General features: G+C 42.7%; 27 protein-coding genes. 18 read left to right on the top strand and 9 right to left on the bottom strand.

What is annotated here, in order from left to right; genetic code table 11:
- Positions 1-1286 precede the first annotated feature (1286 nt).
- The 3 genes from FLAVO9R_RS03665 to FLAVO9R_RS03655 are packed head-to-tail and all read left to right on the top strand — an operon-like array spanning position 1287 to position 3727.
- The gene (locus FLAVO9R_RS03665; RefSeq protein ID WP_159528853.1) at positions 1287-2180 is read left to right on the top strand and encodes a type IV toxin-antitoxin system AbiEi family antitoxin domain-containing protein; all 894 of its coding nucleotides are present in this window, start codon (positions 1287-1289) and stop codon (positions 2178-2180) included.
- Between the two features lie 13 nt (positions 2181-2193).
- Positions 2194-3069, top strand: coding sequence for a nucleotidyl transferase AbiEii/AbiGii toxin family protein (locus tag FLAVO9R_RS03660; protein ID WP_159528851.1), 876 nt, complete (start codon positions 2194-2196; stop codon positions 3067-3069).
- Positions 3056-3727: a PP2C family protein-serine/threonine phosphatase gene (locus tag FLAVO9R_RS03655; RefSeq protein ID WP_159528849.1), complete on the top strand. Its 672-nt coding sequence runs from the start codon at positions 3056-3058 to the stop codon at positions 3725-3727. The genes FLAVO9R_RS03660 and FLAVO9R_RS03655 overlap by 14 nt, the downstream gene beginning before the upstream one ends.
- 210 nt (positions 3728-3937) lie before the next feature.
- Here FLAVO9R_RS03655 and FLAVO9R_RS03650 read toward each other — a convergent pair whose 3' ends face one another.
- Both FLAVO9R_RS03650 and zapE read right to left on the bottom strand, forming a co-directional pair.
- Positions 3938-4660, bottom strand: a complete 723-nt coding sequence (locus FLAVO9R_RS03650) for a YebC/PmpR family DNA-binding transcriptional regulator (protein ID WP_159528847.1) — start codon at positions 4658-4660, stop codon at positions 3938-3940.
- A 120-nt stretch (positions 4661-4780) separates the two neighbouring features.
- Positions 4781-5878, bottom strand: coding sequence for a cell division protein ZapE (zapE, locus tag FLAVO9R_RS03645; RefSeq protein WP_159528845.1), 1098 nt, complete (start codon positions 5876-5878; stop codon positions 4781-4783).
- Positions 5879-6141: 263 nt separating this feature from the next.
- Between zapE and FLAVO9R_RS03640 the strand changes: the two genes are divergently transcribed.
- From FLAVO9R_RS03640 to FLAVO9R_RS03630, 3 genes are all read left to right on the top strand, one after another.
- Positions 6142-6579 carry a ZapG family protein gene (locus FLAVO9R_RS03640; RefSeq protein WP_159528843.1) on the top strand — a complete coding sequence of 146 codons (438 nt, stop codon included), beginning with the start codon at positions 6142-6144 and terminating at the stop codon, positions 6577-6579.
- 86 nt (positions 6580-6665) lie between these two features.
- Entirely contained in the window at positions 6666-8027 is a 1362-nt protein-coding gene (locus FLAVO9R_RS03635) for a DegQ family serine endoprotease (RefSeq protein WP_373996586.1), read from the top strand.
- A gap of 254 nt (positions 8028-8281) precedes the next feature.
- The gene (locus FLAVO9R_RS03630) at positions 8282-9352 is read left to right on the top strand and encodes a trypsin-like peptidase domain-containing protein (RefSeq protein WP_159528839.1); all 1071 of its coding nucleotides are present in this window, start codon (positions 8282-8284) and stop codon (positions 9350-9352) included.
- Between the two features lie 150 nt (positions 9353-9502).
- On the opposite strand, the gene murA is transcribed toward FLAVO9R_RS03630, so the two are convergent.
- From murA to mlaF, 7 genes are all read right to left on the bottom strand, one after another.
- Positions 9503-10765 carry a UDP-N-acetylglucosamine 1-carboxyvinyltransferase gene (murA, locus tag FLAVO9R_RS03625; protein ID WP_159528837.1) on the bottom strand — a complete coding sequence of 421 codons (1263 nt, stop codon included), beginning with the start codon at positions 10763-10765 and terminating at the stop codon, positions 9503-9505.
- Between the two features lie 14 nt (positions 10766-10779).
- Positions 10780-11037, bottom strand: a complete 258-nt coding sequence (locus FLAVO9R_RS03620; protein WP_126872504.1) for a BolA family protein — start codon at positions 11035-11037, stop codon at positions 10780-10782.
- A 44-nt stretch (positions 11038-11081) separates the two neighbouring features.
- Positions 11082-11390: an STAS domain-containing protein gene (locus FLAVO9R_RS03615; protein ID WP_159528835.1), complete on the bottom strand. Its 309-nt coding sequence runs from the start codon at positions 11388-11390 to the stop codon at positions 11082-11084.
- A complete protein-coding gene (locus tag FLAVO9R_RS03610; RefSeq protein WP_373996587.1) occupies positions 11387-12040 on the bottom strand; it encodes an MlaC/ttg2D family ABC transporter substrate-binding protein in 654 nt (217 codons plus the stop codon). The genes FLAVO9R_RS03615 and FLAVO9R_RS03610 overlap by 4 nt, the downstream gene beginning before the upstream one ends.
- A gap of 110 nt (positions 12041-12150) precedes the next feature.
- Complete coding sequence (gene mlaD / locus FLAVO9R_RS03605) at positions 12151-12624, bottom strand: outer membrane lipid asymmetry maintenance protein MlaD (protein ID WP_159528831.1); 474 nt, start codon at positions 12622-12624, stop codon at positions 12151-12153.
- Positions 12625-12633: 9 nt separating this feature from the next.
- Entirely contained in the window at positions 12634-13410 is a 777-nt protein-coding gene (mlaE, locus tag FLAVO9R_RS03600; protein WP_013785352.1) for a lipid asymmetry maintenance ABC transporter permease subunit MlaE, read from the bottom strand.
- On the bottom strand, positions 13407-14207 hold the full coding sequence (mlaF, locus tag FLAVO9R_RS03595) for a phospholipid ABC transporter ATP-binding protein MlaF (protein WP_159534367.1): 801 nt from the start codon (positions 14205-14207) through the stop codon (positions 13407-13409). Before mlaF ends, mlaE begins: the two co-directional genes overlap by 4 nt.
- Before the next feature lie 416 nt (positions 14208-14623).
- Here mlaF and FLAVO9R_RS03590 point away from each other — a divergent pair, with 416 nt between their 5' ends.
- From FLAVO9R_RS03590 to mgtE, 12 genes are all read left to right on the top strand, one after another.
- Complete coding sequence (locus tag FLAVO9R_RS03590; RefSeq protein ID WP_159534365.1) at positions 14624-15580, top strand: calcium/sodium antiporter; 957 nt, start codon at positions 14624-14626, stop codon at positions 15578-15580.
- Positions 15580-16554 carry a KpsF/GutQ family sugar-phosphate isomerase gene (locus FLAVO9R_RS03585; protein ID WP_159528829.1) on the top strand — a complete coding sequence of 325 codons (975 nt, stop codon included), beginning with the start codon at positions 15580-15582 and terminating at the stop codon, positions 16552-16554. The genes FLAVO9R_RS03590 and FLAVO9R_RS03585 overlap by 1 nt, the downstream gene beginning before the upstream one ends.
- The gene (gene kdsC / locus FLAVO9R_RS03580; protein ID WP_159528827.1) at positions 16554-17120 is read left to right on the top strand and encodes a 3-deoxy-manno-octulosonate-8-phosphatase KdsC; all 567 of its coding nucleotides are present in this window, start codon (positions 16554-16556) and stop codon (positions 17118-17120) included. The genes FLAVO9R_RS03585 and kdsC overlap by 1 nt, the downstream gene beginning before the upstream one ends.
- A complete protein-coding gene (gene lptC / locus FLAVO9R_RS03575; RefSeq protein ID WP_159528825.1) occupies positions 17117-17695 on the top strand; it encodes an LPS export ABC transporter periplasmic protein LptC in 579 nt (192 codons plus the stop codon). The genes kdsC and lptC overlap by 4 nt, the downstream gene beginning before the upstream one ends.
- Positions 17664-18227 (top strand): lipopolysaccharide transport periplasmic protein LptA, encoded by a 564-nt coding sequence (gene lptA / locus FLAVO9R_RS03570; protein WP_159528823.1) that lies wholly within the window; start codon positions 17664-17666, stop codon positions 18225-18227. The genes lptC and lptA overlap by 32 nt, the downstream gene beginning before the upstream one ends.
- Positions 18228-18229: 2 nt before the next feature.
- A complete protein-coding gene (gene lptB, locus FLAVO9R_RS03565) occupies positions 18230-18955 on the top strand; it encodes an LPS export ABC transporter ATP-binding protein (protein ID WP_057793757.1) in 726 nt (241 codons plus the stop codon).
- A 75-nt stretch (positions 18956-19030) separates the two neighbouring features.
- Positions 19031-20515: an RNA polymerase factor sigma-54 gene (locus tag FLAVO9R_RS03560; RefSeq protein WP_159528821.1), complete on the top strand. Its 1485-nt coding sequence runs from the start codon at positions 19031-19033 to the stop codon at positions 20513-20515.
- Between the two features lie 29 nt (positions 20516-20544).
- On the top strand, positions 20545-20832 hold the full coding sequence (gene hpf / locus FLAVO9R_RS03555) for a ribosome hibernation promoting factor (RefSeq protein ID WP_013785361.1): 288 nt from the start codon (positions 20545-20547) through the stop codon (positions 20830-20832).
- Between the two features lie 8 nt (positions 20833-20840).
- The gene (ptsN, locus tag FLAVO9R_RS03550; protein WP_159528819.1) at positions 20841-21284 is read left to right on the top strand and encodes a PTS IIA-like nitrogen regulatory protein PtsN; all 444 of its coding nucleotides are present in this window, start codon (positions 20841-20843) and stop codon (positions 21282-21284) included.
- A 38-nt stretch (positions 21285-21322) separates the two neighbouring features.
- A complete protein-coding gene (gene rapZ / locus FLAVO9R_RS03545; RefSeq protein WP_041453031.1) occupies positions 21323-22168 on the top strand; it encodes an RNase adapter RapZ in 846 nt (281 codons plus the stop codon).
- A complete protein-coding gene (locus FLAVO9R_RS03540; protein ID WP_013785364.1) occupies positions 22168-22440 on the top strand; it encodes an HPr family phosphocarrier protein in 273 nt (90 codons plus the stop codon). Before rapZ ends, FLAVO9R_RS03540 begins: the two co-directional genes overlap by 1 nt.
- 158 nt (positions 22441-22598) lie before the next feature.
- Positions 22599-23957, top strand: a complete 1359-nt coding sequence (gene mgtE / locus FLAVO9R_RS03535; RefSeq protein WP_159528817.1) for a magnesium transporter — start codon at positions 22599-22601, stop codon at positions 23955-23957.
- The last annotated feature ends 26 nt before the right edge of the window (positions 23958-23983 follow it).

The raw sequence follows: 23983 nt of genomic DNA, 5'->3' as shown, positions 1-23983 counted from the left end.
GATTGAACTGAATTTCACTTCGAAGCGCAATTTATCGTAACAAATAAATTGATTTTGTCAACACACGTCATATTTGACGAGGGGTTAATGCATTACTACAATTTTAAAACTCACAATTTACCTAACATTGGCGCAATGAGAATAACAGAAGAAAAATTGATTAAATTTGATAACTTTTTAGATCAATTCCAGAAACCTAATAGACAAGCATTCATAGCGTTTGTAGAATTGATCAAAAAGCATGGTATTGATATTTTAGATTTCCCTTAGCCTAAAAAAGATCAGCAAAAAATTAATAATTAATCCACTACACTCGGCTAACGTTTTGGAGACAATAATTTACAGAACTAAAGTATCGTCTGATGGATACAACGTTCATTCTCAATTTTTTAATAACTAGCCAGAAATCTAGTTAGTTTCAAGCTTGCAAAAATTATCATTATCTAATTTTAGCTTCTAATTAATATTAATACTTTCACAAAAAAATATTCAAAGCTGGAGATGGTGCTTTGACAAATGGATAGGGACGCTGTGGGGGTTTTTCAAGTTATATAAATAGTGCTAAGAATGTAAAATTAGTCTGTGTAACTTTAGTAACTCATATCTGAGCTTACAATTTATGAGAATAGGCTAAAACTTCATCTGAAAGGCAGCTATGAGCGAAAAGCAGATCCTGATGATTTTAAATATACATCCACAAAACAGGCACTGTGGAGACTCATGACTTTTAAAAAGGACTGAAACTTCGGAGTATAGATTTGTAACGCAACACCTAGGATGTTGCGTTTTCGCTTCCCTGCTTACGAAAAGCTCGGAGAATTAAAACAAATCCCTGTCGAGGTATACTTGCGTCCTAAGGACGCAAGTATACCTCGATTGAGCTTTCTTTGAAACTTGTTTTTATTAACCTTTTAGAAGAAATTGAAATTAAAAAACTTGACCAACCATGAGTGTTGATGTATAAGTCCTAAGGACTTATACATCAACACTATTTAATGATTTACTTCAAAACAATTTATTAGTTTCCCTCAGTCTAATAAAATAAATCCCCCTTTCTAAGAGCGTGCGTTATAAGCTAATTTTTAATTTCAACAGAATGCTAAGCTAACGTCCTTAGGACGTTAGCTTAGCATTCCTGAGTGAAGTTGTCAAAAAATGAAAAAATTCAGATATAACAAAGTATTAATAAACTCATGGCTTAAACTATTCTAAGATAAAAATTTGACAAAACAACAAAACAAAGGTATAAGTCCTTAGGACTTATACCTTTGTTATTGATGGTGACTATGGAAACAATTTCTTTAAAAGAAGCTTTAAGACTTTCTATTATTAATACTCACAATAAACCGGTTATTACAGAAGTCGAAGTCACGAAGTACCTATACCGACTGTATAAAGAAAAAAAATATAATGACATCAAAATAGGAAAGATTACTAAAAGCGAACCTGATTACTTCGTAATCCGCAATAATCTTGCAGATCTCATATCTTTGGGGGTCATTCAACAAGTTCAGACTCTCCCTTTATATAGCTTAACGAGCTACTCTTCACCCTCAGCTCAACAAATTGCTTGTTCCGCTAACCCGTTTAGTTATGTTGCCTATCTAAATGCAATGGAAATACATGGCTTAACAGATAGAATCCCTAAATCTCTTGAAATGATAACCTGCTCAAGTACTAAATTTAAAGAATTAGCAAATGAGCAAGTAAATAGTGAGTTTCCTGAAGCACTTGAAAAAGGCCCTATTACACCTAAAAGGGTCCTAAACTTGCCCAAAATTGATGGAAAGCGAATTGAGTTTCATCAAAAGAAAAATTTTAATCTGCCTAAGGAGAAGCAAAATTCGAACGGCATAAGGGTGCCTTCAATAGGAGATACTTTCTTAAGTATGTTACAAGATCCTGAATTATGTGGCGGCTTTAGCCATGTGTTGGAAGTCTTTGAAGAATACGCTGAAGATTACTTGGCATTAATAGTTCGATCTATTACGAAAAATGGAACTTCTATGGATAAAGCTAGAGGAGGATATATTTTAGAAGAGCTTTTGGGGATCTCGCATAAATCCATAGATGAATGGAAAAAAAGCGTAAAAAGAGGCGGTTCAAGAAAGTTAATCGCATCGAAACCTTACGTTAATGTATTCTCTGAAACTTGGTGTATATCTTTAAATAATAAGTAGGGAAGTTAATCAAATGGAATATGATATTGAGCTTTGGGTAGCTGACGCTCCTCAAGACCGAAAAGAGTTTAGGCAAGCTATTCATACAATATTGCATGCAATATCAGAAAGCGAATACCTCAAGCCAAAAATGATAATTAAAGGAGGTATGTTAATAGCCATTAGGTATAAGAGCGATCGATTTACAGAAGATATTGATTTCTCTACTTCTGAAAAGTATCAAGATCTTAATACTCAAGAGTTTCAAGAAGAACTAAAAGATGCCTTACTAATTGCATATGATGAACTTCAATATGGGGTTAAATGTTCATTACAATCCTTGAAAGTGCAACCAAAAAATCTACTAGAAAAAGCAACTTTCCCTTCACTTAAGCTCAAAATCGGATATGCAAGTAACTCTAATGCTGCGGCAATGAAGCGATTAACAGCTGGTAACAGCGCCAATACCGTAAAAATAGATTACAGTTTTAATGAAATCACACACAAAATTGATGACTTAGTTCTAGATGATGGTTCTGTTCAAGCGTATGGGTTTGAAGATCTAATAGCTGAGAAGCTCCGATCAATGCATCAACAAGTTACTAGAAACAGAAGTCGTCGACAAGATGTATATGACTTGCACTATTTACTCAGCAACTCATCAACCGTTACCGAAGAAGAAAAATTAAACATACTTCTTTTTCTGTTTGAAAAGTCTGAAAAAAGACTTCCTGATGGCTTTATTAACCAAAATTCACTAAATAACGTAGAAATAAAGACTCGTTCACAAGAAGAATATCAGTTGTTGGCTAAAGAAATTGAGGGTGACCTTCCCGACTTTGAAAGCATATTTACTCACGTAAAAACCTTTTATGAATCCTTGCCATGGGATCAGTATGTTAAAAAATAACTTCCAATTCTCAGTCAGAGGAACAAGAAATACCCAACTGGATCGGGTTGGTTATCATCAAGGGGAAAATTGGACTTTCGCTTATATCTTAGATGGGCTAGTCGAAACAACTCCTCATTTTGTTGACTGTGTTGATAGAAATTTTAAAAGAGCTTTTAAGACTATAGAACGACGCCAATCCCTGAATTCAATACGAGATCTAGCTATAAACGCAATTATTAAAAATGTAGTGAATGAGGGGAAAGCTAGTATTGCTTTGCTAATCTGTGTCGATGGAAAGGTTTTAACACTTACTGTTGGAGATACACGAGTGTACTTCTTGAATGAAAGAACTCGCACTATTGATCATTCAAGAGCACAAGAATTGATTTCATCAGGAAAGTTAAATGAATCACTTTTAAACCAGAACAGTTTTAGAAAATATCTTACTAAAAGTGTATGTAAAGATATGGCAGAAGTTGAATTAGACGAACGAATTCACAATCAAGTACCAGAAGGTAGCAAATTTATAATATGCTCTGATGGCTTTTGGAGTAGCTTTGACGATGACGAAGAAATTTATAATTTTAATAGTAAAACTTTAGAGGCCTACTTAAGTGCTTTATCCATTGAGAACCTTTCAGATAACACGAGCGTAATGCTATTAAAGAAAGAATAAAAAGTTTGATTACCAACGGATACTGACGGTGTAGGTACCAAGAGATTTTTTTCGTACCTTGATATGTATTAATTTAAAACCAAGAAACTTTAAATTAGACAAAAAATAAGAACAGCCCACTTTAAAGTGGGCTTTGGATATCTATTAAACGCTTTATTTACTGTAAACGACTTATTTAATCCCAGTAAACGTTTTATTTACTCAAATCACTTAGTTCGGTGTTATACCGTTATGGTAAACATCTTGTACGTCGTCGCAGTCGTTCAGCATGTCCATGAATTTTTCAAACATCGGCATATCTTCTTCGCTGATTTCTGATTCCGTTTGCGGGATCCAGCTCATCTCTTCTGCGTCAAAGCTAATATCTGGGTAAGCTTCAGTAAGGGCAGTTTTAACTTGGAAGTACTCAGTATGCGGTGCATAAACGGTAATTTTTCCGTTTTCGCCTTCCACTTCAGTCACATCAACATCCGCTTCCATTAAGACTTCCAAAATAGCGTCTTCGTCGTCACCATCAAACTGGAATACGGCTTGATGATCGAACATGTGCGATACCGCACCTTGAGCGCCAAGCTTTGCATTAGTCTTCGTAAAGCAGTTACGTACTTCAGTAATAGTTCTGTTAGCGTTGTCAGAAAGACAATCCACAATTACCATACAGTTGCCCGGGCCAAAGCCTTCATAACGCATTGGTTGGAAGTCTTCACCTGCGCCACCAGCGGCTTTATCAATAGCTTTATCGATAACGTGACCGGGTACTTGGTCTTTTTTCGCTTTTTCCATTAAACGGCGAAGCGAAAGGTTAGTATCTGGATCGGCGCCGCCGTTTTTAGCGCACACGTAAATTTCTTTACCGTACTTAGAATAAACTTTAGTTTTCGCGCCAGCGGTCTTGGCCATGGCGGCTTTTCTTACTTCGAATGCTCTTCCCATCTTAAGATTCTCTTTTTTACAAATGGAGTTCTGCCATCAGTAGCAGAAAAAATTGGGCAAATTCTACCGATTTTATGCCCAACAATACAGTGCCACGGGCACTCTCGCTGTTTTTATTGGTTAAGGTAAGTGCTCAGTAGCTAAGTATTCGTGCGATTGCATTTCACTTAAACGGCTTAAACAGCGCCTAAATTCAAAGTTAAGCACCCCCTCACCGTACAAATTCTCCATCGCAACTTCGGCAGAAATAATCAGCTTTACATGGCGTTCGTAAAATTCATCTACCATGGCAATAAAGCGGCGTGCAACATCATCATTGTGTTGCCCCATTTCTTTTACGTTTGCCACTAACACCGAATGGTAACAACGACTTAGCTCTATATAGTCGCTTTGGCTTCGCGGCCCACCACATAGTGCATTAAACTCTATCATTAACACGCCATCGGCATCTCTAAGCGTGTCTATTTGTCTATTATTAACTTCTATCGTTTCGTTTTCAGAACCCGCTTCAGGCGCCAACTGTACAAAGTAACTATGCAAATTCTTAATCGCATCCCCATCAAGGGGGTAATGATAAATTTCAGCTTGTTCAAGGGTTCGAAGACGATAGTCCACACCGCTATCTACGTTTATTACTCGTGTATTTTGATTTATTAAATCGATAGCAGGCAAAAAGCGTGCTCGCTGAAGGCCATTTTTGTATAAGTCATCCGGTATAATATTTGATGTAGCCACCAACACGATGCCATAACCGAAAAGTTCTTCCATTAGCGTGCCTAAAATCATGGCATCGGTAATGTCTGATACAAAAAACTCATCAAAACAAATCACCTTAGTTTCTTTCGCTAACTTGGCGGCAATCGTTTTTAACGGGTCTTGTGCGTTAGTAAGCTGCTTGAGCTCGTCATGAATGCGGTGCATAAACCGGTGAAAGTGCACGCGCATTTTATTTTCAAATGGCAGGCAATCGTAAAAGGTATCTACCAAGTAGGTTTTCCCTCTGCCTACGCCGCCATAAAAATAAATACCTTGAATGCCTGCGTTCTTTTGACCCTTACCAAACGCCGACTTAAGCTTTACCCGCCACGTATGTTTTTTCTCTGGCTGGGTTAACTCCTCATATAAACGCTGTAATTCTTTAACTGCATTTTCTTGTGCTGCATCGTACTGAAACTCAGGCGACGTCAAATCTGCTTGATATTTTTCCCATGGCGTCATCGCCTATTCCACTCCCGCAAAATGTCAATAGTGGCCGTGGCTGCACCGACCTGCTTGAAATTATCAATTATGACCTTAATTTTAATGGAAATCACGGTAGAATCGTACCTAGTTAATTTGCATAGCTCGTATAAACACAATTAATGCGATCTCTATGCGCTTTTCATACCGGCTCTTGCTATATTCAAGTAATGGTCGAATGCATTAAGTGGCACGTATCAAGGTCTACTTAATGTGAGTAGTACGTTAATTCGGAGAATAGAATGGAACTGTTAGTGTCTCTTGCTTTACTAGTGGTGGGGTTAATCATTGGCTTTTTTATAGGTCGTTTTGTACAAACCAAAACGGGTGGGAATAATGCGGCTCAAACTGAGCAGCAAGTGAAAGAGATATTAGCTCAGCAAGCTCAACATCACATTCATCAAACTCGTCAAAGCCTAGAAGGTATTGAAAGTCAGTGCGAAACGCTGAAGCAACAAATTGAAGAGTACGAAGCACTGCTTTCGCAAAGTAGTGACAATGAAGATGCCAAAGTGCCCTTCTATGGTGAACAGGCAACCTCTTACCTTCGCAACAATTTGAAAAGTTCTGAAAAGTCTAAAGTGAAAAAAGTATCCGACACCCAACCAAAGGATTTTGCAAATTCAGGGTCGGGTCTATTCGTCGGCGGTTCTGAGCAATCTACCGCAGATAAGTCATAACTTAGGAACTTTTTCAGTTATTTCAGAGTCTTTAATTAAATGATTCAATATCGCAATAACCTGAAGGAGTATAAGCGAGCATGAAAGTGTCTTTTCGTCAGTATGTCGTGGCGTCTGCAGTATTAGTAAGTTCTCTTGGCTTTAGCGTGAACTCTTATGCGGCGTTGCCGTTTTTTTCAGATAAAAAGGATGAGGTGCCGTCTCTAGCCCCAATGCTAGAAGAAGCAACACCCGCAGTTGTAAGCATTGCCGTTGAGGGAACCCAAACTTCTCGTCAACAAGTGCCAGAAATGTTTCAGTATTTTTTCGGCGCACCGCAAGAACAGGTTCAAGAGCGACCGTTTAGGGGCCTAGGCTCAGGTGTTATTATTGATGCGGATAAAGGCTATGTGGTAACCAATAATCACGTTGTCGATAATGCCGATGAAATTACTGTCAAGCTTACCGATGGCCGTGAGTTTAAAGCGAAAAAGCTCGGTTCTGATGAACAAAGCGATATTGCATTGTTAAAAATTGATTCCGATAACCTCACTGCATTACCGTTGGCCGATTCAGATGCATTACGAGTGGGTGATTTTGTGGTAGCAATTGGTAACCCCTTTGGTCTGTCACAAACGGTTACGTCAGGAATTGTTAGCGCGCTTGGCCGCTCTGGTTTAAACATTGGTGGCTATGAAGACTTTATTCAAACCGATGCCGCTATTAACCGAGGAAACTCCGGTGGGGCCTTAGTCAGTTTGCGCGGCGAACTCGTCGGTATAAACACCGCAATTTTTGGCCCTAATGGCGGTAACGTGGGAATTGGCTTCGCTATTCCTAGCAATATGATGAAAAGCTTAGTTGATCAAATTGCTGAATATGGTGAAGTTCGCCGTGGCTTACTCGGTATTCTGGGCAGCGATATAGATGCAGGCCTTGCAGAAGCCATGAACGCTGATGTTAATATTGGTGCGTTTGTAAGTGAAGTAACCCCAGACTCCGCTGCTGACAAAGCAGGCATTCAAGCGGGTGATATTATTACTGGTATTAATGGTAGAAACTTGCATAGCTTCCAAGAATTACGAGCTAAAATATCTAGCATGGGCGCGGGTGCTGAAGTTGAACTTACCATCATGCGCAAAGGCAAGAAGATGGATATGGATGTTGTGCTTGGCGATGCCACACAATCAACCGTCACGGCTGCACAAATTCACCCTGCATTGGAAGGCGCTACATTAACCAATGGCAGTGATGAAGCGGGCAATGCTGGCGTGGTTATCTCTGAACTGGCTAATGGCAGCCCTGCTGCGCGTATTGGCTTGAAGCCTGATGATATTGTTATGGGTGTGAACCGTTTACGTACCCCTTCAGTGGCTGAGTTTAGAGATGCGTTAGATAAAGCAAAAGGGGTTATTGCCCTTAATGTTAAACGTGGAAACTCAACGCTTTACCTATTGATTCGTCAATAGCTGTCATAAAGCTATACATTAAAACAGCGCCTTTAGGCGCTGTTTTTTTATGCGTAATTTACTGAAAGTGTAGGTCTACCGTAAAATGCCTATGCCCAATCGGATTAAAGACGACAGATTGACGGATAAGGTGATATCCTTTAACTTAATCAAATAAAAAATACCATCAACACAAAGCCTTATTTTGCCAACTATCTTGGCTCAAATTTGTGGGCTTAAGTGCTTTGGCATTAAAAACAATGTAAGTGTGGCTTGTGACTGGCAGCTCGATAGTTAATTTCATTATAAAATCAATATTTCTTGGAACAATAGTAGCCTTGCTTCTGTTGTTTTTACTGCCGGATTTACGTCAAGGTAGCGGCCTTACACAAGGACTTTTCACCGAGCCCTCTGTGAGTGCTAGCCGTGAAAGCTATTTTGCCCCCTTAAGCCGCTCTGCCCCTGCGGTAGTGAATATTTATAGTGTCAGTATCGAGAACGACACTGGCTTGTTCCGCAATCAGCCCAGAGAGCGCGCCAGTCTAGGTTCAGGCGTCATCATGACGGAAAACGGCTACATTCTTACTTGTCACCATGTAGTAGAAAATGCTGATAGTATTTATGTTGCGGTGCAAGACGGAAGAATTCTTGAAGCCCAGATTGTTGGTAACGACCCCCTTACCGATTTAGCGGTATTGAAAGTTACAGCAGATAACTTACACATTATTCCCCAAGTTTCTGAGCCAGATATTCACGTAGGTGATGTGGTAATGGCTATCGGTAACCCCTTCGATTTAGGCCAAACGATTACTCAAGGTATTGTGAGTCGCGCTGGACGCAACGGTCTATCTAACTATGTTGATTTTATTCAAACCGATGCCGTGCTGAACCAAGGGAATTCGGGCGGTGCACTGGTTGATAGCAACGGTATATTACTGGGTATTACCAACGCGAATTTCCAAGTACGTGATTCTCGTAATCGTGTTCGTAATGTAGATGGCATTAACTTCGCGGTACCTTACGAGCTCGCCAAGCGCGTGATGGACAAAATTATCAATAACGGCCGTGTTATTCGTGGTCAGTTAGGATTTATTGGTGGTGAGTATCGCAACCGTCCCGGTATTGAAGTAACGGCGGTAGCTAACGGTAGCGCTGCAGATGAAGCTGGCTTGCAACCAGGTGATATAATATTGGCCATTGACGGTATTCGTTTGGAAAGTGCATCCAAAACACTTGATATGATTGCAGAAACCACTCCGGGTACTACCTTAGAGCTGGAAATCAGCCGTGGTGGAAACCCGCTTACTATTCATGCATTAGTTGCTGAGCTGCGTGCCCAAGAATAAAGCGCTGTAGCGCAAGCGAACGCTAACGAGTAAGAGCATTGGTATCGAGCATAAAAAAGCGCCTTATGATAAATAATCATAAGGCGCTTTTTTCATGGGGAGTCGATAAGCCGCAAACTCGCTTAGCTTTTCGCTCTTTATTCCAGATTTCTATTCTTTTACGCGTTCGATGTTGGCACCAAGTGCACCTAACTTTTCTTCAATTGCCTCGTAACCGCGATCCAAATGATAGATACGGTTTACGTGAGTTTCCCCATCAGCAATAAGCCCAGCTATCACAAGGCTTGCAGAGGCACGTAAATCGGTTGCCATTACAGGTGCGCCCTTAAGCGCAGAACTGCCTTTAGACATCGCAGAGTTACCTTCAAGGGCAATTTCAGCGCCCATGCGTTGTAGCTCTGGTACGTGCATAAAGCGGTTTTCAAAGATAGTTTCGGTAATCACACCAGTGCCTTCAGCTACGCAGTTTAGCGTAACGAACTGTGCTTGCATGTCGGTGGGGAATGCAGGGTGTGGCGCGGTTTTAACACGCACAGCTTTAGGCTGCTTTCCTTGCATATCTAGTTCAATCCAGTCTTCACCTAAGGTGATAACCGCACCGGCTTGCTCAAGCTTGTCGATAACCGCATCTAACGTTTCTGGTGCAGCGTGAGTACAACGAATTTTACCGCCAGTTACCGCTGCAGCTACTAGGAACGTTCCTGTTTCGATTCGATCTGGCAGAACACGGTAGTCACAACCATTTAGGGTTTCTACCCCTTCGATAGTAATTTTATCAGTTCCCGCGCCAGAAATAACCGCGCCCATCTGAATAAGACAGTTAGCTAAATCGACAATTTCAGGCTCACGCGCAGCGTTTTCTAACACGGTTGTACCGTCTGCCAACGCAGCTGCCATCATCAAGTTTTCGGTAGCACCAACGCTAACCATGTCCATGAAGATGCGTGCACCTTTCAAGCGACCATCAACTTCAGCGCGAATATACCCTTCATCTACTTCAATTTTAGCGCCCATTTTTTCAAGGCCGGTTAAATGAAGATTAACGGGTCTTGCCCCTATAGCGCAGCCACCAGGAAGCGATACGTTTGCCTTACCTTGCTTTGCAAGCAAAGGGCCAAGCACTAGGATTGAGGCACGCATGGTGCGTACTAACTCGTATGAAGCTGTAATGCTTTGCAGCGTACTTGAGTCTAAGACCACATCGTTCAGTGCAGGTTGCGCTACTTCAACGCCTAACTCTCGTAATAGTGCCACTGTGGTATTAATATCACGCAGTCGAGGTACGTTGGTATAACGACATGGCTGGTCGCTAAGCAAACTGGTCATTAACAATGGTAATGCAGCATTTTTAGCACCGGAAATACGCACGGTTCCCTGTAGTGCAGGGCCTTTCTTTATAACAAGTTTATCCACGAAAAAAGACCCGCTTACTGAGGAATGTGAAACTGGCGCTCACGCTCCCAGTCTTTTACTGAAAAGGTTTTGATGGTAATGGCATGCATAGAACCATCGGCAATCTTATCTGATAAGGGTGCATAAACGGCTTGTTGGCGCTTAACACGGCTCATTTCATTAAATATATCGCCAACGGCGATAATGTTGAAATGAGATCCTTCGCCTTTAACATGAACTTCGTGAAGCTCTAAGGCGTCGGTGAGAATTTTTTCAATTTCGGACAATTCCATAACTTACTTCTTTACCTGCTTGTTCTTTACCTAGCTAATTAGGATCATTCTACTGGTAAAAAGCCATCAACGTCGCTTATTTTAGCCAGTTTACGTAATTTTTCTGGGGGTTCACGCAAGCTAACATTAATCCCCTCACGCTTTCCATCTCTAATTGCGTTTAATATCCACGCTAACCCAGCACTGTCTACTCGCTCAACATCGCCTAAATCTATACAACACATGCCTGCTTTGGCCAAGACGGCGCTTTGCGATGAGGTTAAACTTTCCCAAAAGTTTTTAGTCAGCGTGTCACGATCTAAATGACCATGTACACTGACTTGGGCGTTATCGTTAACCTGAAAAAGGCTCACGCAGCATCTCCGTCGAAATCGATAGGTTCATCTTGGTTTAGCTCAACAGGCTTACCAATCTTATCTCTCATTAATGCAATGACGGCATCAATACCGTCTTGACGAAGAATAGATTCAAACTCACTGCGCTTACTATTTAGCATGCTGATACCTTCAGCTACCATGTCGTATGCTTTCCACTCATTTGTTTTTGAGTCTTTACGTACTTTAAACGCAATTTTAATTTCGGGGCGCTTTGGATCTTGTACTACAGCACGAACCGTCACTGATTTTTTATCATCAAACGACGACTCAGGCTCAAACTGAACCGTTTGGTTATCGTAGTAACCCATCGCAACCGCGTAAGACGTAATTAGGTATTGTCTGAATACGGTTATGTATTCACCCATTTTTTCTTGTGGAACCGATTTGAAGTGCTTGCCTAATACCATGAAAGCAGCAAATTTATAGTCGATATGAGGTACTAGCTCTTCTTCCATAATAGTGCGCAACATTTCAGGGTCCGCTTTAACCGCTTCTTGGTTCGCTTTAATTCTATCGAAGGTTTTAGAAGCAACGCCTTTAACCAACTCATACGGGTTTTGCTCGTTGATTTCTTGAGCTTGTGCCACTCCGACTAAAGAGAGCATCCATACACTCATTATTACCATTAATTTTTTCAATGCTTATCTCCTGAAACTAAATTCTTATTACAACAGACCTGACAATTCCCTTTTTGGTTTCATCAGGTCTTTATTAATTCTAATTAACGTTTGTATTCTTACTCTTCGTCACTCCCGCGACTAAATAAGAATTGTCCTATCAAATCTTCTAAAACCAACGCCGATTTTGTGTCTTGTAAGTAATCGCCGTCTTTGAGGTTTGCGACCCCGTCAAACGAGAACCCAGGCTGGAAGCCTACGTATTGCTCGCCCAGCAGGCCAGAGGTCAGTATGGAAACCGAGCTGGTTTCTGGAAAGCCGTCGTAGCTTTTCAAAATTGACAACTCTACTACGGGCGTGAAGTCTTCTTGATCAAGTGTGATAGAAGTAACACGACCCACGTTTACGCCCCCCACCTTCACCGATGAACGTGCTTTCAAGCCACCGATGTTATCGAACTTAGCGTACAAGGTGTAGGTATCACCATCTCCACCAACCGATTGATTTGCCACTTTCAATGCCAGTAACATCACAGCAGCAATGGTTAATACAACGAACATGCCAACCAATACTTCAGATTTATATTTATTCATGACTTAACCCTACTCAATGCCGAACATAAGGGCGGTAAGCACGAAGTCCAGCCCTAATACTGCTAATGAAGAATACACTACAGTTTCTGTAGTAGCTTTGCTGATCCCTTCCGACGTTGGAATAGAATCGTAACCCTTAAATATGGCTATCCAGGTGACAACCAAGGCAAAAACAAGGCTTTTAATGATGCCGTTTACCACATCTTCGCCCCATTCCACCGTAGACTGCATAATTGACCAATAACTGCCAACATCTACACCTAACCAATCAACGCCCACTAGGTGACCGCCCAGAATACCTACTGCACTGAATATCAGCGCTAGCATTGGCATTGAAATGATGCCCGCCCAAAAGCGAGGCGCGACAATACGCCTTAGCGGGTCAACCGCCATCATCTCTAAACTGCTAATTTGTTCAGTTGCCTTCATTAAGCCAATTTCTGCGGTTAGTGCAGAACCAGCTCTACCAGCAAACAATAATGCGGTAACTACAGGACCAAGCTCACGAAGCAGCGATAACGCCACCATAGGGCCTAAGCTACCTTCAGCGCCGTAATCAACTAAAATAGTATAGCCCTGCAACGCCATTACCATGCCAATAAACAATCCTGACACGATAATAATTAACAAAGACTGAACGCCCACCACATGAACCTGTTTAATGGTAAGCGGAATATTTTTTAATCTAGGAAGGGCAAGTAGCGCTCCCATTAACATGTAGGTAGCTCGGCCAATAGCGGTTAATTTGCCAATGGTCTTAGCGCCTATCGATTGGAAGAACTTCATTTATCCCCTCCGAAAAAGGTATTTTCTATATCCGGAGCAGGGTAATGAAACGGCACTGGGCCATCTGCCTTACCTTTTAAGAACTGCTGAACTAACTCTGAGTCGCTTTCTCTAATTTGCTGCGCGGTTCCTTCACCAATCACCCGCTTGTCTGCCAAAATATAAATATAATCGGCAATAGTGAGCACTTCCGTCACGTCGTGGGTTACCACTACGCTGGTTAAGTTTAGTGCGTCGTTAAGCCCTCTGATTAATTTAACCAGTACACCCATGGAAATCGGATCTTGGCCGGCAAATGGTTCGTCGTACATAATAAGATCTGGGTCTAACGCAATCGCTCTGGCTAATGCTGCTCGACGTGCCATACCACCAGAAAGTTCGCTTGGCATTAATTGCGCTGCACCTCTTAGCCCTACAGCCTGTAGCTTTAATGCGACAGTCGTGGCGATAAGATCTTCTGATAATTTGGTATGTTCACGTAGTGGAAACGCCACATTGTCAAAAACCGTCATGTCCGTGAACAAAGCTCCGCTTTGAAAAAGCATGCTCATTCGACGACGTGCTCGATAAAGTTCTTTACGGCTCATGGCAACGATAGAGTCACCATCAAACTGTATATCACCTTCATCTGGCGTTAATTGCCCGCCTATAAGGCGCAGTAAGGTGGTCTTCCCTATACCACTGGGGCCCATAACGGCCGTAATTTTTCCTTTCGGAATGCTCAGCGTAATACCGTCATAGATAACACGGTCTGCGCGTCGAAAGGTTAGGTTGTCTATCTCGACTAAATGGTCCATAGCGATTTTATTTATCGACCCTTGAATAATTAGTGATACCAGCAAAGCAAGTAATGACAAACATTACTCACTTCCTATAGATGTAAGGTTTAAGCTACTTAAGTCGCCTTTAACGCTATATTGTTTTCCATAACTGCTAAGGCAAGTTCTATGCCTTCGAGTACATTAAATCGATAAAGTTTACTGAGCAGTGTAATTTAGTGTCATTGTACGCTTTTTCAAGCGCGGCACAAAAGCAAAACGTTACAAGTTATGTTCGATTTATACGAATTTACAAAATTCGAATGATTTTCAATCAGCAAGCCTGATAAAAGGGACACTTAATACCACCTTTACTAAAATAAGCGATAGTTCCCATAGGCAAATGGCATTGTTTTTGCGACAATCTTGTGAAATTCCTAACTATGCTGGTTGTTGTGTTTTTAAACGTAGTCATTTTTTTAGTTGGACTGATTGTACTTAGCTGGAGTGCAGACCGTTTTGTTTACGGTGCATCAGCGTTTGCCAAGAATATTGGTATGGCGCCCATGATGATAGGCTTAACCATTGTCGCAATGGGGTCGTCTGCGCCTGAAATCGTGGTATCAGCCGCGGCGTCTATTAACGGTAATATGAATACCGCTGTAGGTAATGCGTTAGGCTCGAATATTACTAATATTGCCCTTGTGCTTGGTATTACTGCGCTAGTTAAACCACTCCTTGTTGCCTCCTCTACGTTAAAGCGTGAACTCCCTGCCCTGCTTTTTATTACCATCATTGCTGTTGCTTTTCTTTTCGATGGCGAGCTTACTCATCTGGAAGGCATCATCCTTATTAGCCTCTTCGTGATTGTTTTAGGCTTAATGGGTTGGTTGTCTATGAAAGTAGATAAAGAAGACCCGTTAGTGAGCGAGACCACAGATGAAATCCCCAACGATGTACCCACCTCCTCTGCTCTTTTCTGGATTGTAGTTGGCCTAATACTGTTACCGTTAAGTGCACACTTCTTAGTGGGTTCAGCAGTAGAAATAGCCAAATACCTAGGTATGTCAGATTTAGTTATCGGCCTAACCATCATTGCTTTAGGCACAAGCTTGCCCGAACTGGCTGCCAGTATTGCTGGTGTGCTTAAAGGCGAAGACGACTTGGCCTTGGGGAATATTATTGGTTCCAATATTTTCAATTTACTTGCCGTATTAGGCATGCCTGGCTTAATAGCCCCTGGCGCATTAGACCCTGATGTTTATAACCGCGATATGTTCGTTGTGCTCGGGTTAACCCTATTACTGTTCCTGTTTAGTTTCACCTTAATGGGTAATCGACGAATAAGCCGAAGAAATGGCGGCTTATTGATTGCTTGCTTTATTGGTTATCAATTTTGGCTTTTTGCGTAATGTCACAAGAAAATAGCTTCATCACTTCAGCAAAGCGTGTCATAGAAATAGAAGCGCAGGCAATATCAGCGCTTTCATCTCGCATGGACGAAGACTTTGTTACTGCATGCACCTTGTTGCAAAATTGCGCGGGCAAGGTGGTGGTGTGCGGCATGGGTAAATCTGGGCATATCGGGCATAAGATTGCTGCAACGCTTGCCAGTACCGGAACACCATCGTTTTTCATGCACCCTGGCGAAGCCAACCATGGCGACTTAGGCATGCTGAGTAAAGGTGATGTGCTACTCGCTATTTCCAACTCTGGTGAAACCGCAGAGCTGGTTAATTTACTGCCTATCGTAAAGCGTTTGAGCGTGCCTGTTATTGCGATGACGAACAGCGTAACCAGTTCATTAGGCCAACACGCAGACGTGGTATTGAATATCAGTGTTGAAAAAGAAGCCTGCTCTTTAGGCTTAGCACCTACCTCTAGCACTACCGCCACCTTGGTAATGGGTGACGCCCTTGCCGTAGCGCTACTTGATCGCAAAGGTTTCACCTCCGACGACTTTGCGCTTTCTCACCCAGGTGGCAGCTTAGGCAGAAAATTACTGCTTAAAGTGAGTGACATCATGCTAACGGGCAGCGAATTACCCTTGGTAGACGAAAACGCCCTCGTTGCAGAAGCACTATTAGAAATCTCCAAGAAAGGCTTGGGTATGACAGGGGTTATCGATAGCCACGGCATATTGATTGGAATTTTCACCGATGGTGATTTACGCCGTATTTTAGATGCACGTATAGACTTGCATACCGCTACGGTTACACAGGTTATGACCAAGGGCGGCAAAACAACCATGCCAGAGCAGCTCGCCGTCGAAGCGCTAAACTTAATGGAAACTCATAAGATAAGCGCGCTTATGGTAACGGATGAAACCCGCAAGCCCGTGGGCGCGTTCAACATGCATATGCTACTTAAAGCGGGAGTTTTATAATGAGAGACACCCAATCAACCGTAAATACACTCTATACCGCTATGTCAGAGGCTTTGTATTTATCGCTGAAGCACGTTCGCTTATTAGTGTGTGATGTAGATGGCGTGTTTTCAGATGGCCGTATTTACCTCGGTAATGCTGGCGAAGAATTAAAAGCATTTCATACCCGCGATGGCTACGGCGTTAAAGCCCTTGTGAATTCTGGGGTAGAGGTAGCAGTCATTACTGGCAGGCGCTCTGCCATTGTCGAAAATAGAATGGAAGCGCTGAATGTTGCGCACATCGTACAGGGTGAAGAAAATAAATCTGACGCACTTGCTGAACTGATGGCTCGCTTATCACTTAAACCCGAGCACGTGGCGGTGGTAGGTGACGATATGCCAGATACGGGCATGTACCCCCACGCAAGCGTAAAAATTGCAGTAAAAGACGCACATCCTACGGTTGCACAACAAGCAAATTGGATCACTACTTTGCCAGGCGGCTTTGGTGCAGTACGCGAAATATGTGACACCCTGCTTCAAGCAAACGATAAGCTTCACGGTATTCAAGGTGCTAGCGTATGAAGGTATTAGGCTTTGACCGGTTAGGCTTAAGTATTTCGGTGTTATTTATATTGGCATCCGCCATGTATATTCCGATTTGGATGGAAGAAGATCCTACCCAGCAAACTGACCAAGGATTGGATGCATTAAAGCCCGCGTACAAAGCAAAAAACTTAACGACCACCTTATATAATCAAGACGGCCAATTAAATCACAAAGTATTTGCGGCATCGATGGAACATTACGACCAATTGGGCTTTGTTTTATTCCAAAAGCCCAGATATACATTATATACCGACGACGCACAGTCACCGTGGGAAGTCACCGCAACAGAAGGTACTTTGTACAATAACGAATTGATACAGCTAGAAAATAATGTCGTTATTGAAAACCAAAGTGTCGATGACTTTGTAAGGACAATACGTACAGCGTTTATAGAGATAAACCTGTACACTAAGCAAATGACATCTGATCAGCCCGTGGAAATACGTGGCTTACAATATGTGATTAACAGCAATGGGTTTAACGCCAACTTGCGTACCCAGGAATACGAGTTAATAGACCATGTACAAACCATTTATTCGCCTAGCCACTAAAGCATTAGCGACCAGCCTCGCTGTTAGCCTTTTCTCTACTGTGGCTTTAGCGGCTGAAAGCGACTTCAACAAACCGATTAAAGTTGACTCTAAATCGCAATTTGTTGACGGTAAAAACAAAACTTCATTGTTTAAAGATGATGTACGAATTACCCAAGGTTCTTTGGTGATAAATGCCGATGAAGTTGAGGTTATTGCCAGCGAAGGAGATGGACGAGAGATATTTGTTGCTCGCGGCAAACCTGCCAGCTACTCGCAAAAATTAGAAGATGGCGCCCCCGTTACCGCCAAAGCCAACGAAATACGCTATGAAGTGGTAAATCGAACTATTTCTTTACAAGGGAATGCAGAGCTACAGCAAGATACCAGCAAAGTACAAGGCGACAAGATTACTTTCGACATGGTCACGGAACAATTGCTTGCAACAGGCGGCGAAGACGGTGAAGGTGGTAGAGTAACTACGGTATTTACGCCTGAGGCAATACGTAAAGCGTCATCGAATAACGAAGGCGATAAGGCGGACGGCAACTAATCATGGCAACGTTGAGCGCACAGAGTCTTGCAAAGGCGTATAAAGCCCGTCAAGTGGTTCGCGATGTAAGCTTATCAGTTTCGACTGGGCAAATCGTTGGATTACTCGGCCCCAATGGTGCCGGTAAAACCACAACTTTTTACATGATTGTAGGCTTAGTACCCCTTGATAAGGGCAAAATCAGTATTGATGACAGCGAATTAACCCATGAGCCCATGCACGAGCGTGCACGACGCGGAATTGGGTATTTACCGCAAGAGGCCTCAATTTTTAGAAAATTGACGGTGTTTGAGAACATCATGGCTATCTTACAGACCCGTAAAGGGTTGAGTTCAGCGGAACAAGAACAAGAAGCCGATGCGCTACTTGATGAATTTAATATCAACCATATACGTAATAGTACGGGTATGAGTTTATCCGGTGGTGAACGTCGCCGGGTAGAAATCGCGCGAGCATTAGCCGCTGATCCGCAATTTATTTTGCTTGATGAGCCATTTGCTGGTGTTGATCCTATATCGGTTAATGATATAAAGAAGATCATTCAACATCTTCGTGACAGAGGAATTGGAATCCTCATCACCGATCACAACGTAAGAGAAACACTGGATGTGTGTGAGAAAGCGTATATTGTGAGCCAAGGCGAACTCATCGCGCAAGGGACAGCAGAACAAGTTTTAAGTAATCAGAAAGTAAGGGATGTATACCTAGGAGAACAATTCAGGCTATAGTTACTGTAACCGAATTGTCATTTTCAGTTTTAAGCACGGGTATATTCACAACAAGAGTTTAAAAATAAGACGTAGATGAAACCATCTTTACAGCTAAAGTTCAGTCAACAACTTACCATGACACCGCAGTTGCAGCAGGCAATCAAGCTGCTGCAGTTGTCTACGCTCGACCTGCAACAAGAGATTCAGGAAGCACTAGACTCAAACCCACTTTTGGAAGTTGAAGAAGGCGGCGATGACCATCCTGTTGAGAAAAACAACATGGACGGCGACGACCCTTCTGTAGAAGCTGCTCCTACTGCATCTAGCGATTCGTTAGAAGCAGGTGACGCGCTTGAAAAGAACGACCTTCCCGATGAACTGCCAATCGACAGTACGTGGGATGAGTATTACTCGGCCTCTTCTGCTCCCGCCCCTGGTCCATCAAATAATGATGACGACCAACTGTTTCAGGGTGAAACCACCGACAATATTCAAGACCACTTGCTATGGCAAATGCGGTTAACCCCGTTTTCGGATACCGACCGCGCCATTGCTACCGCCATTATCGACTCAATCGATGAATCTGGTTACCTGAACGTCCCCATCGAACAGATTTTAGAATCAGTGAATTCTGACGACGTAGAAGAATTGGTGGAAATGGACGAAGTTGAATGTGTACTCAAACGTATTCAAATGTTCGACCCTATCGGTTCAGGTTCGCGTACACCGCAAGAATGTTTGCTTGTACAGCTTCGCCAGTTCTCAGACGATACGCCATGGCTTGCAGAAGCAAGACAACTTATCAATGAGTACTCGGACCTACTTAGCAGCAAAGACTACCGTACGTTAATGCGCAAGAGCCGTTTGAAAGAAGATCAACTTCGCGAAGCCATGCGCTTACTGCAAACGTTGAATCCTCGTCCAGGTAGTGCATTAATTACCAAAGAACCGGAATACGTTATTCCTGATGTTTCGGTAAACAAGAAGAATGGCCGCTGGGTGGTAGAACTTAACCCCGATAGCTTGCCAAAGTTAAGCGTAAATCAGCAATATGCCGCTATGAGCAGACGCTCTAAAAACAGCAGCGATTCGCAATTTATTCGCTCACATATGCAAGAAGCCAAATGGTTTATAAAAAGCCTTGAATCAAGGAACGACACCTTGATGAAAGTAGCAAACTGTATTGTGCAGCAACAAATGGGCTTTTTCGAGCACGGCCCAGAAATGATGAAACCAATGGTGCTAAATGATGTCGCAGAAATGGTAGATATGCATGAATCCACCATCTCACGTGTCACCACGCAAAAATATATGCATACCCCACGTGGCATATTTGAGTTGAAATATTTCTTCTCTAGTCACGTAGCAACGGAATCTGGTGGTGAGTGTTCATCTACCGCTATTCGCGCACTAATTAAAAAGCTTGTGGCTGCGGAAACGCCCAGCAAGCCATTAAGCGATAGCAAGATTGCTCAATTGTTGGCCGAACAAGGCATCAAAGTTGCCCGGCGGACAATAGCAAAATACCGGGAATCATTATCGATTCCGCCGTCAAACCAACGCAAAAGCCTTATTTAAAGGCCTTGATAATTTAAGGAAGACGAAATATGCAAATCAACCTTACCGGTCATCATGTCGAAATTACTGATTCTTTGCGTAGCTATGTCGATACTAAGTTCAGCAAACTAGAGCGTCACTTTGATCACATATCTAATGTGCATGTCATCCTGAACGTCGAAAAACTTAATCAAAAAGCCGAAGCCACCATGCACCTCAGCGGAGCAGAAGTGTTTGCTTCATCACATAACACCGACATGTATGCGGCGATAGACAGCATGATCGACAAGCTCGACAGGCAAGTTATCAAGCATAAGGAAAAGCTGAAAAAGCACTAAATATTAGTATGGAAATTCAAGCCATAGTAAGTTTGGACCGCACCGAGTGTGCGGTTCAATGTAACAGTAAAAAACGTATTCTAGAGATTATTAGCGACATTGCTGCTAAAAATAATCCCGACATCGATCAGGCCACAGTGTTAAATAGCCTACTCGCCCGTGAACGAATGGGAAGTACGGGTATTGGCAATGGTATTGCATTGCCTCACGGTCGATTACCGGGCTTAGAACACGTTATCGCCATTATTGTAACCAGCAACCCTGCCATCGATTTTGATGCGCTTGACGATCAGCCCGTAGATATATTCTTTGCCCTGTTAGTGCCTGAAGAGAAAACAGAAGGTCACTTACAAACACTTGCTACCGTTGCGGGAAAACTAAGTGATAAAGAAACGGTGAAAGCCATTAGGCGGGCCTCCACCAGTGACGACATTATTACGGCTTTAAGCTAATAAAGCACAGCACCATATTTTAAAAGGGAGAAATGCAGGTGAAACTGATTATTATCAGTGGTCGATCCGGTTCGGGAAAATCAGTTGCACTACGTGCCCTTGAAGATTTAGGCTACTATTGCGTAGATAATATTCCGGTTAACCTTCTCCCTACCCTTACTCATACCGTGGTTGATGAATATGACCAAGTCGCGGTAAGTATCGATGTAAGGAATCTGCCAAAAAATCCAGCGGACTTGGTAGAGATTTTAGATTACCTACCCTCGTCTTGGTCTATGACCATTGTGTATATTGACGCCAGCGACGATGTGTTGGTGAAACGTTTCAGCGAAACCCGCCGATTGCATCCGCTAGCTAAGCTCAACAAATCTTTATCTGAATCGATAAAAGCCGAATCAGACTTACTTGCGCCTATTGTTGAGCGCGCCGATTTGTATATTGATACGGATAAGCTCACAATTCATCAACTCGCAGAGCTTATTCGCGAGCGAATTCTAGGTAAGAAAAGCTCTCGGCTAGTATTGGTCTTTGAATCGTTTGGCTTTAAACACGGCATCCCCAAAGACGCCGACTATGTATTTGACGCCCGCTTTCTCCCCAACCCACATTGGGAGCCCGATTTAAAACACTTAACTGGCTTAGATGCCCCCGTAGAAGTATTTTTAGGTTCCCAGCCTGTTGTAACCAAATTCATTTGGCAAATTCAGAACTTGATAACCACATGGTTACCTCACTTAGAACGCAATAACCGTAGTTATGTCACCATTGCGATTGGTTGTACCGGCGGTCAGCACCGCTCAGTATTTATTGCTCAATCGTTAGCGAAAACCTTTGGCGAAATGCATCCCGATGTACAAATTCGCCACCGCGAGTTAAATCAGTAATGACCATCGAAAAAACACTTACCATAGTCAATAAATTGGGCTTACACGCCCGCGCTGCCACACAGTTGGTTCAGTTAGCCAATCAATTTGATGCAAAAATAGTGTTGGTGAAAGGCGATAAGAAAGCCGATGCTAACAGTGTGCTGGGCTTAATGATGCTGGAAAGCCACCAAGGTGAACAGGTGAACGTTGTGGTTGAAGGTAATGATGCCGAAGCAGCATTAAACGCCATTGAAACGTTAATTGAAGGCCGTTTCAACGAAGACGAGTAATGCTGCACTCGCCTGTGTTACGATTTTCGGTATAAAGCCGCCTATAATTTCACCACATAGCCCGTAATTGTCTGTCGTTACTGCGCTTTTGTCATGACAGCGTCATGGCAATTGCGATATCCTACCGTTATAGAAAATTCCATTTTTAGGCGAAAGCAGTGGCAGAAGCACTGGTCTCAAAATACGTACAAAGCCAACTTCGGGCACTTAATGGCGCGTTAAATAACGGCCAATTTGTTTCTGTACGTAAGCTTCTGCTGGAATTACCCCCTTCTGATGTTGCACATATTCTCGAATCTAGCCCAAGCCGCACCCGAGATGAACTGTGGGAGCTTATTGATGGTGATTTCCACGGTGATATTCTAGAAGAACTCTCTGACGACGTACGTAACGGTATCATCACCAAAATGCTGCCTGCAAACGTCGTAGACGCGTTAGAAGAAATGGATACCGATGACTTAGCGGTTACCCTTAGCAGCCTTCCAGAACCAGTGCTGCAAGACATTCTAGAATCAATGGATGCACAAGACAGACTTCGTGCAGAGCAAGCATTGTCTTACGGTGAAGAGACAGCCGGCTTCATCATGAACACCGACACGATAACCCTTCGCCCTGATGTGACCATTGATGTAGTACTTCGTTATATTCGCCTTAAAGGCGAATTACCTAAAAACACCGATACCTTTTATGTAGTAAACCGTACTGATAATTTAGTCGGTATCGTACCGGTAACGCGATTACTCACCGCTGAGACTGAAGCCAAAGTATCAGATGTCATGGATGAAGAATCTGAAGCGATTCCTGTGCATATGCCAGATGATGAAGTGGCGAGCTTATTCGAACGCTATAACTGGCTATCAGCCCCTGTCGTTGACGAGAAAAACCGCCTAGTAGGGCGTATCACCATAGATGATGTGGTAGATATTATTCGTGAAGATGCCGAGCACTCTATGATGAGTATGGCGGGTTTAGATGATGACGAAGACACTTTTGCCCCTGTGCTTCAAAGTACCAAACGACGCTCTGTATGGTTGGCAGTAAACCTGGTTACCGCGCTAATGGCAGCCATGGTAAGCGACTTGTTTGAGGCCACACTGAGCCAATTAGCCGTACTCGCCATACTGAACACCATAGTACCAAGTATGGGCGGCGTAGCGGGTAACCAAACCCTTACGCTTGTTATTCGTGGTATGGCACTGGGTCACGTAAACGCCAGCAACTCCCGATGGTTAATAAGCAAAGAAATATCTATTGGCTTCTTAAATGGGGCCATTTGGGCAATATTAATTGCTTCGGTAATAGCGCTTTGGAAACAAGACTACATGCTAGGCATCATTATCGCCTTCGCCATGTTGGTTAACATGATAGCCGCAGCGCTAGCAGGCGCTACTTTGCCGCTCATCATGAAACGTTTGAAAATAGACCCTGCACTAGCAGGAAGCGTAATACTCACAACCATCACTGACGTGGTGGGTATATTTGCATTTTTAGGTACTGCGACCCTGTTTTTAATGTAATACCGTGACAATCGCCTACGAGTTGT

Source organism: Alteromonas sp. 38, assembly GCF_902506055.1.
Taxonomy (GTDB): Bacteria; Pseudomonadota; Gammaproteobacteria; order Enterobacterales; family Alteromonadaceae; genus Alteromonas; species Alteromonas lipotrueae.
Note: the sequence above shows the minus strand (reverse complement) of the source record. Positions and strands in the feature narration are given on the sequence as shown.